Source organism: Lysinibacillus sp., from assembly GCF_032093475.1.
In the GTDB taxonomy this organism is placed as follows: domain Bacteria; phylum Bacillota; class Bacilli; order Bacillales_A; family Planococcaceae; genus Lysinibacillus; species Lysinibacillus irui.
The window spans coordinates 5546-13917 of sequence record NZ_DAMDAY010000068.1; the positions used below are offsets into that span (position 1 = coordinate 5546).

Annotated in this window: 6 protein-coding genes and 2 pseudogenes; 2 read left to right on the plus strand and 6 right to left on the minus strand. The window is 39.7% G+C overall.

Going from position 1 to position 8372, the window contains the following annotated elements; genetic code table 11:
• The 4 genes from RT445_RS14460 to RT445_RS14475 form a co-directional block, all read right to left on the minus strand.
• Positions 1 to 313 (minus strand): hypothetical protein (locus RT445_RS14460; protein ID WP_313470759.1); only part of this gene is annotated, 313 nt, incomplete at its 3' end.
• A gap of 38 nt (positions 314 to 351) precedes the next feature.
• On the minus strand, positions 352 to 2769 hold the full coding sequence (pheT, locus tag RT445_RS14465) for a phenylalanine--tRNA ligase subunit beta (RefSeq protein WP_312507428.1): 2418 nt from the start codon (positions 2767 to 2769) through the stop codon (positions 352 to 354).
• 12 nt (positions 2770 to 2781) lie between these two features.
• Positions 2782 to 3819 carry a phenylalanine--tRNA ligase subunit alpha gene (pheS, locus tag RT445_RS14470; RefSeq protein ID WP_274794035.1) on the minus strand — a complete coding sequence of 346 codons (1038 nt, stop codon included), beginning with the start codon at positions 3817 to 3819 and terminating at the stop codon, positions 2782 to 2784.
• A gap of 392 nt (positions 3820 to 4211) precedes the next feature.
• Positions 4212 to 4976, minus strand: coding sequence for a TrmH family RNA methyltransferase (locus tag RT445_RS14475; RefSeq protein ID WP_274794037.1), 765 nt, complete (start codon positions 4974 to 4976; stop codon positions 4212 to 4214).
• A 194-nt stretch (positions 4977 to 5170) separates the two neighbouring features.
• On the opposite strand from RT445_RS14475, the gene RT445_RS14480 reads away from it, so the two are divergent.
• Complete coding sequence (locus RT445_RS14480) at positions 5171 to 5566, plus strand: (deoxy)nucleoside triphosphate pyrophosphohydrolase (protein WP_274794038.1); 396 nt, start codon at positions 5171 to 5173, stop codon at positions 5564 to 5566.
• Between the two features lie 261 nt (positions 5567 to 5827).
• Here the strand turns inward: RT445_RS14480 and RT445_RS23790 are convergent.
• Positions 5828 to 5884 (minus strand): annotated as a pseudogene (locus RT445_RS23790) (hypothetical protein); the annotation flags it as partial.
• 90 nt (positions 5885 to 5974) lie between these two features.
• Positions 5975 to 7324, minus strand: a complete 1350-nt coding sequence (locus RT445_RS14485) for an FAD-binding oxidoreductase (protein ID WP_312507427.1) — start codon at positions 7322 to 7324, stop codon at positions 5975 to 5977.
• A gap of 143 nt (positions 7325 to 7467) precedes the next feature.
• Between RT445_RS14485 and RT445_RS14490 the strand changes: the two are divergent.
• A pseudogene (locus RT445_RS14490) lies at positions 7468 to 8372 on the plus strand (LysM peptidoglycan-binding domain-containing protein); the annotation flags it as partial.

Here is an 8372-nt window from a genome sequence, read left to right on the forward strand (position 1 = left end):
TCTTTTGGATCACCTTCACTTCAATTTGGAGCGGTTGCTTCTCCTTTTGGATCACTTTCTCCTCGCCTTGGAGCGGTTTCATCCTCTTTTGGATCACTTTCACTTCAATTTGGAGCGGTTGCTTCTCCTTTTGGATCACTTTCTCCTCGAATTGGAGCGGTTTCATCCTCTTTTGGATCACCTTCACTTCAATTTGGAGCGGTTGCTTCTCCTTTTGGATCACCTTCCATCCCTTGAGCGAATCATTGCCTTCGACAGTATTAATGTAAATCGAGACTTTTACAAAGACGTGTTTAAACCATTCTTCAAACAAAAAAGACTGCCTCGAAAGACAGTCTTTTGATAATAATTTTAGCGTACTTCTGTGCCTGGAATCGTCGCAATAGCTTTTAACACTTTGTTATGTGCAGCTACTACTTCTTCGTCTGTTAAAGTATGTTCTGGATCGAAGTATGTGAGTGAGAAGGCAACAGATTTTTTACCTGGCTCCATTTTCTCTCCTTCGTAAACGTCAAATACGCGGATGTCTTTTAGTAATTTCACGCCTGCTGCATCAATAGCATTGATTACTTCACCTGCTGTTGTGTCACGGTCCATAATAAGAGCGATATCACGTGACATAGCTGGGAAACGAGGCACTGGTGTGTAAGCAAGTGGTGCTTCTTGTGTCGTTGCATGTAATAGAGCAACTAAGTTCATTTCCATGACATATGTGTCTTTTACACCCCATGCTTTTTGTTCTGCTGGGTGAAGTCCTCCAATAATGCCGACTTGTTCGCCATCTAATAAAATGCTAGCTGTACGTCCTGGGTGTAATCCATCTACTTGTGCCTTCACAAATGAAATGCGATTTTCTAAGCCTAGTTTTCCGATTACGCCCTCTACAATACCTTTCAGTACAAAGAAATCTACCGCTTTTTTCTCGCCTTGCCAAGCATGGTCTAACCATTTACCAGTTAGTACGGCTGCCACATGCTCTTCCTCATACGGTTGCCCCTCATTTGATTGACCAAGGAACACTGAACCAATTTCATATAAGGCCACACCTTCAGCTTGACGCGCTACATTGTACGCAGCCGCTTCAATTAAGTGCGGAATAAGACTTTGACGTAATGTAGAACGCTCCTCACTCATTGGCATTAGTAAACGAGTTACTGGCTCGGCTTTCAAGGCAAAGCGTTGTGATAATGCATCAGATGTTAATGAATATGTTACAGCTTGATAAAGCCCTGCACCCTCCATGAAATGACGCACAACACGACGATTTGCTTGGTAAGATGTTAGATTGCCCACTTGTGTTGCACCCTCTGGTAACGTCATAGGGATTTCATCATACCCATAAAGACGGGCAATCTCTTCTACGATATCTTCTTCAATTTTAATGTCTTGGCGACGTGTTGGAGCATCAATAATTAATAAACCATTTGCTGCCTCTACACCAAATTTTAGACGCTCTAAAATTGAAAGCATATCTTCTAAAGATATCTTCATTCCTAAACGCTCATTAATAAAATCTGGGGAAACAACAACTCGTGCTGGTGCTTTTTCTAATTCATCTACTACACATGTACCCTCTAATACTTCACCACCTGCTAATTCAGCTAGTAAAGCGGCAGCACGTTCCGCAGCAGGTAAAACACGGTTCGGGTCTACCCCTTTTTCAAAACGTGCAGATGCATCTGAACGTAGGCCAAGGTGACGAGACGTTTGGCGCACTGTTAAACCATCGAAATAAGCTGATTCAATGACTACAGTCGTTGTAGAATCCGTTACCTCTGAATTGGCACCACCCATTACACCCGCAATTGCGACAGGCTCTTTACCGTTCGTAATGACTAAATCTGAAGCTTTTAATGTGCGTTCTTGATCATCTAATGTTGTAATTTTTTCACCTTCTGTTGCTTTACGAACGACGATTTCGCCAGTTGCAAGGCTATCATAGTCAAAAGCATGCAGAGGTTGACCATATTCCATTAGTACATAGTTCGTTACATCTACGACATTATTGTGTGGGCGTACACCCGCAGCCATTAAGCGATTTTGTAGCCACATCGGTGATTCACCGATTTTTACGTTTTTCACTACTTTTGCTACATACATTGGGTTCGCTTGTAAATCTTCCACACGAAGCTTCAGGAAATCCTGTGCTTTTTCACTAGCTACTTGATACGCAATTTCTGGATATTTAATTTCCTCTGAAAGAATTGCGCCTACCTCATAAGCTACACCTAGCATAGAAAGAGCGTCTGAGCGATTCGGTGTTAGGCCTAACTCTAGTACTGTATCACGTAAGCCTAAAATTGCCAGTGCATCTGAACCTACTTCTACATCCGCTGGCAGTACGTAGATCCCTTCTGAATAAGCCTTAGGGACAAGCTTCCCTTCGATCCCAAGCTCTTGTAATGAACAAATCATACCATTTGATTCATGGCCACGAAGTTTAGCTTTTTTAATTTTAATGCCACCTGGTAAATGTGCACCCGGGCGAGCAACAATTACTTTTTGACCAGCATTTACATTCGGAGCCCCGCAAATAATTTGTTGTGGCTCTTCTTCTCCTACATCTACTTGGCAAATATTTAATTTATCTGCTTCTGGATGTTTTTCTTTTGATACAACATAACCTACCACAATTTTATCCATAGCATTAGCTCGATCGATTACTGCGTCTACTTCGATACCAGAGCGTGTAATTTTTTCAGCTAATAGCTCAGGTGCCAAGTCCTGTGTACTAACATAATCTTTTAACCATTCTAATGATACTAACATGTTTTATCCCCCTTACGCTTCTGTTCGCTCGAATTGTGATAAGAAACGAGTGTCGCTTGTATAGAAATGACGAATATCATCGACACCATATTTCAACATCGCAATACGTTCGGCACCAATACCAAATGCAAAACCAGAAACTTTTTTCGGATCATAGCCAGCCATTTCTAAGACATTTGGATGAACCATACCTGCACCTAGAATCTCGATCCAGCCTGTGCTTTTACATACGTTACAACCTGCTCCACCACATTTGAAACAAGAAATATCCATTTCTACTGAAGGCTCAGTGAATGGGAAGAAGCTCGGACGAAGTCGAATTTCACGGTCTGCACCGAACATTTTTTTCGCTAATGTATCGAGTGTTCCTTTTAGATCACTCATACGAATATTTTCGCCAATGACTAAACCTTCAATTTGCATAAATTGATGGGAGTGTGTTGCATCATCATTATCCCGACGGAACACTTTACCAGGACAAATGATACGAATAGCTTCTCCTTTTTTAGCTTCCATTGTACGAGCTTGTACTGGGGAAGTATGTGTACGAAGTAATATTTCCTCGGAAATATAGAACGAATCTTGCATATCACGAGCAGGATGTCCTTTTGGTAAATTCAGTGCCTCAAAGTTATAGTAGTCCTTTTCTACTTCTGGACCCTCAGCAATTTCATAACCCATTCCGATAAATAAATCTTCAATTTCTTCAACGACACGTGTCAAAGGATGACGATTGCCAACTTTGATTTCACGACCAGGTAAAGTAACATCAATCGACTCACTTGCCAATTTTTCAGCAATAGCCGCTTCTTCAAGTACAGCAACTTTTGACTCCAATACTGCTGTCACATTTTCACGAACATTGTTCACTAAAGCGCCCATTTTTGGTCGCTCTTCAGCTGATAATTTCCCCATCCCTTTTAATAAATCAGTGATCGGTCCTTTTTTTCCTAGATATGCAACACGCACTTCATTCAATTCTTTTAAATTTGCAGCTGTTTCAATTTTTGCAAGTGCTTCTTGCTCTAATTGTTTTAATTGCTCTTCCATGATAAAACCTCCTTAGAAAATACATGCCTGTTTTTTAACATAAAAAAACTCGCCCCTAAAAAGGGACGAGGACATATTCGCGGTACCACCCTAGTTATTGCAAGGTCAACTATCCTTACAATCACTTCATTGACATAACGACTTGATAAAGCCGGCATACCTTTACAGCATCAAGCTGGTCCCGGTTGCTGCTCGCGGGCTGAATTCAAAACTGCATTGGTACGGCGTTGGCTCTCAATCTCTGGCCTTACGCTCCCTGTCGTCCATTCACAATCTTTACTACTTCCCGGTCAAAGCATTTACTATTTAAACTTAATTTTAGCTTAGATTATACATGAATAAACTGTCGCAAATCAAGAGACAACCGCCTGAATCTCGCAATTATCTTTAAATTACTTCACAAAGCCATATAAAACGATTCCCGTTGCTACTGCCACATTTAAAGATTCAGCCTGTCCAAAAATAGGAATAATCATGTTTTGATCAGTCTTCGCCAGCAGTTGTGGCTGAATGCCGCTTCCTTCATTCCCCATAATAATCGCAAATGAACCCGTATGCTGGATATCACTATATGGTACTGCATCCTCATCCAAAGCAGTTCCAAATACAGGTACACTTTGCTCCTGTAGCAAATCGATCCATTCAGCCAATTCTCCACGTACTACTGGGATATGGAAATGAGAGCCTTGTGCGGCACGTAGTGTTTTAGGATTGTAAATATCGGCACAACCCTTTCCTAAAACAACAGCATCTAATCCTGCCGCATCTGCTGTACGGAGCATTGTACCGATATTACCAGGATCTTGGACAGCATCAATTAATAAGACTTTGCGCCAAGTTGCCATCACTTCATCCTCTAATACCGGCTGTTTGCACACAGCAAAAACACCTTGTGATGTTTCAGTTTCAGCAAATTCCTTCGCTACCACTGCCGTTACCTCTACAATAGCGACATCATCAATCGGCCATAACATCGGTAAATCAATACCTTCACGTACAATAATTTGCAATACTTGCTCTTTATTTTTTAATGCTTCTTCAACAAGATGAAAGCCCTCTACTATGAATTCACCTGATCGTTCACGTTCTTTTCTAGTTGTCGCTAGCTTCTTCCAATATTTCACTAACGCATTTTGCGTAGATTCGATTCTTTTCATCGCTACTTCTTACCGCCTTTTTCCTGTATAGTGACCATTATTATACCTTAGAAAATGGCTAATTTCATAGCCATGTGAAAAAACTGTTATTTTTCCAATCATCAAAAGACGCGCTTAGGCAACTGATAAGAAATAAACATGCTATACTTATACATATTTGAAAGTATTTGTTTAATTAAGGACGGGAGAATGTAATGAAACAAACAATCCATGTAGTCGGTGCAATTATCGAAAATGAGCAACAAGAAATTTTCTGTGCTTTAAGAAATCCAACGATGGTACTTGCAAACTATTGGGAGTTCCCTGGTGGGAAAATAGAACAAGGCGAAACTCCTAAACAAGCACTTTATCGCGAAATCCTTGAGGAATTTAACTGTATGATTCGAGTAGGTGAACAGGTAGCCGAAACCTTTCATGAATACGATCAATTTTTCGTTCACTTAGAAACTTATAAAGCTTCTATCATACAAGGCGTACCAGAAATACTTGAACATACTGAAGCAAGATGGGTAGCTCGTAATCAGTTGCTTGACCTGCCATTTGCACCAGCAGATCTTCCATCTATCGAAAAATTATTAGCTGAAAAGTAAAACTCATTCCTTTATTTCATGAAAATGAGTGACTTGATTGATCCTTAATGTTTTGACCATATAATGCTTCGTTTGCTTTTTTCAATGTCACTTCTGTGATTCTTCATTTCAATGCCTAAACCAAAGATAATACACTCTGTTCAATATAGCTGATAAAATCATAACTAATTCTTCACCACCGTAGCGAGCGACGATATCTCTACAAAAGCTTGGTCTATTAACAGCTGCGCCAATTAAGAGTTATAACATCACATGGTTTGATCACAGACAAATCCATGTACAAAAATAATGGATTGATCCTCTTGACCGATTTCTTTCACCTTATTACGAACAACTATTTCTATTCTAATGACTAATCATGCAATCAAAAAGAGCAGCAATGCCTCTGCACCCTGCTCTACTAAATGTTTATAACCATTTTCTAATAGGTGGAATACTCTGTGGAAATTGAAATACATTTAACGGATCATATTTTGTTTTCACTTCTCGAAGCTTTCTAAAATTACGACCATAATAGGCTGTTGGCCAGTCCGGAATCAAAAGATCTGGAAAATTAACATAATCACCAGCTGTATAAGGTGATAAAGCTCGCCGTAAGTTTTCTACCCATTTGATATTTGGTTCTTCTTCATTTGGATTTTCCCAGGAAGTATTATATTCTTGAGCAATTAATGCATCTCGATAGTAATATGCCGTGCGATTTGGTGCAATTTCACTGATTGCACCTCCTAAAGCTTGTTGCCAAATCGTTGTATTTAGATTGGGAGCATTGACTAAATAATCTTTCATTGTTTGAATCGCCTTATATGGAAAGGGTCTTTTAATAAATGATCCTGACCGTTTTCGAAGTGCTGGGAGATTGCCACTTGGTACATCAAAAAATTCTACTGCTTGGATATAAGGCACTTCCTTTATCCATATGCTTGTTGGCGAACCTGTTTTTCTTAGGGGGCGAAGTAATTTCTTTAATTCAGCTGCCGTTCCAATAAACTCCCCTTGTGCGACAATTTCTCCAATTTCCCTTGCCTTTAACTCAATTTGAGAGGTTAGACGTTTATCGGTATAGGGAGCCCATTTCTGCCATGCATCAAAAGCTACTTCAAAATCATCCCATCCCCAGGTAATAGAGAAGAGTGATACATCATGGATAGCATGTAACTTAAATGTCAATGCGGTTACAATGCCAAAGTTTCCACCCCCGCCACCACAACTTGCCCAAAAGAGCTCATTATTTTTTTGCTTATTTGCTTTGATTACCCGAACCCCCTCCTGTCCATCAGCGACCACCAATTCTATTTCTATGAGACTATCACAAGTTAAACCAAATGGACGTGATAGCATCCCAATTCCCCCGCCAAGGGATAAGCCGACCACCCCCACACTGCTTTCTGTGCCACCAGGAATGGTTACACCGTGTTCCCATAATGCACGATATACCTTACCCATATTGGCTCCAGCATCGATTTTAGCTGTCATTTCTGACCGATCAATTGAAATAGAATTCATGTCGCTTACGTCAATGACAAGACCTTTATTTAATAATGAAAAATTTTCATAGCTATGCCGTCCACTTCTAATTCGAAAAGGCTCATTGTTTTCTCTAGCCCACTTCAATGCATTGACCACGTCTTTCGTTTCTTGACAAAACACAATGACACTCGGATATTTAGGGTTATTTAGATTATTGTTCGTCCTCGCTTTTTCATAATCAGAATCTTCAGGAGTAACGATTCTACCCGTGAGCTTTACCTTTTTCAACATCAAACCCCTTTCTCACAATGATACTTATCCTATGCAACTAATTTAGAAAGAATTTGCTTTTATACTAGACTCAACCTAACATTCTCTTTTTCATAATTGAAACATATGATGCACTAATATCATCGTGTTGGAGGTGTTCTATGCTTATTCATGTAGTGAGTGCTGGTGAAACACTGTGGCAAATTGCTAATCGTTATACTGTACCTGTTCAAACGCTCAGTCAATTAAATGCATTGACTACACCCGATCAATTAGCTATCGGACAATCACTGGTTATTCCTTCTCCTTATATAATTTATACCGTTCGAAGTGGAGATACGTTATGGTCAATCGCACATCAATTTAGCGTTCCTGTACAATCCATCGTGACAGCAAATCATCTAACAAATCCTGATAGGATAACACCTGGAACAAAATTATTGATTCCACCAATTATTCATAGCGTGCAGCCAGGAGAAACATTATGGCAAATAGCTCAGCGATACGGAACAACGATTCAAGCCATTGCGGCGGAAAATAATATTACTAATCCTAATATGCTATACATTGGTACTCATTTAATTATTCCAAGGAAGTTACCACTGATTGAAGTCAACGCTTATTCCTACCAACCTTCAGAAGAAGCAATTGACTCCATTAATGCAATTGGTCATTTACTAACTTATTTTAGTCCCTTTGCTTATATGATGAAGGAAGATGGTACGTTACAACCAATAAATGATGAAAAAATGATTATGGCTGCAAAAGCTAACAACATCATCCCTATGTTAACGCTCACTAATTTTACTTCTACAGAAGAGGGCTCAAATTTAGCACATGTCGTCTTATCCAATGCAGATCTGCAAAAAAAGGTGATGAATAATGTTTTACAAGTGATGCAAAATAAAGGTTATAAAGTCTTGAATATTGACTTTGAAAATGTTTTGCCAGCAGATCGTGAAAATTATAATGCATTCATTCAACTAGCAGCTGATACACTTCATCCAAAGGGTTATCTTGTGTCCACGGCTCTCGCACCCAAAACGAGTGCTACACAGGCTGGAAC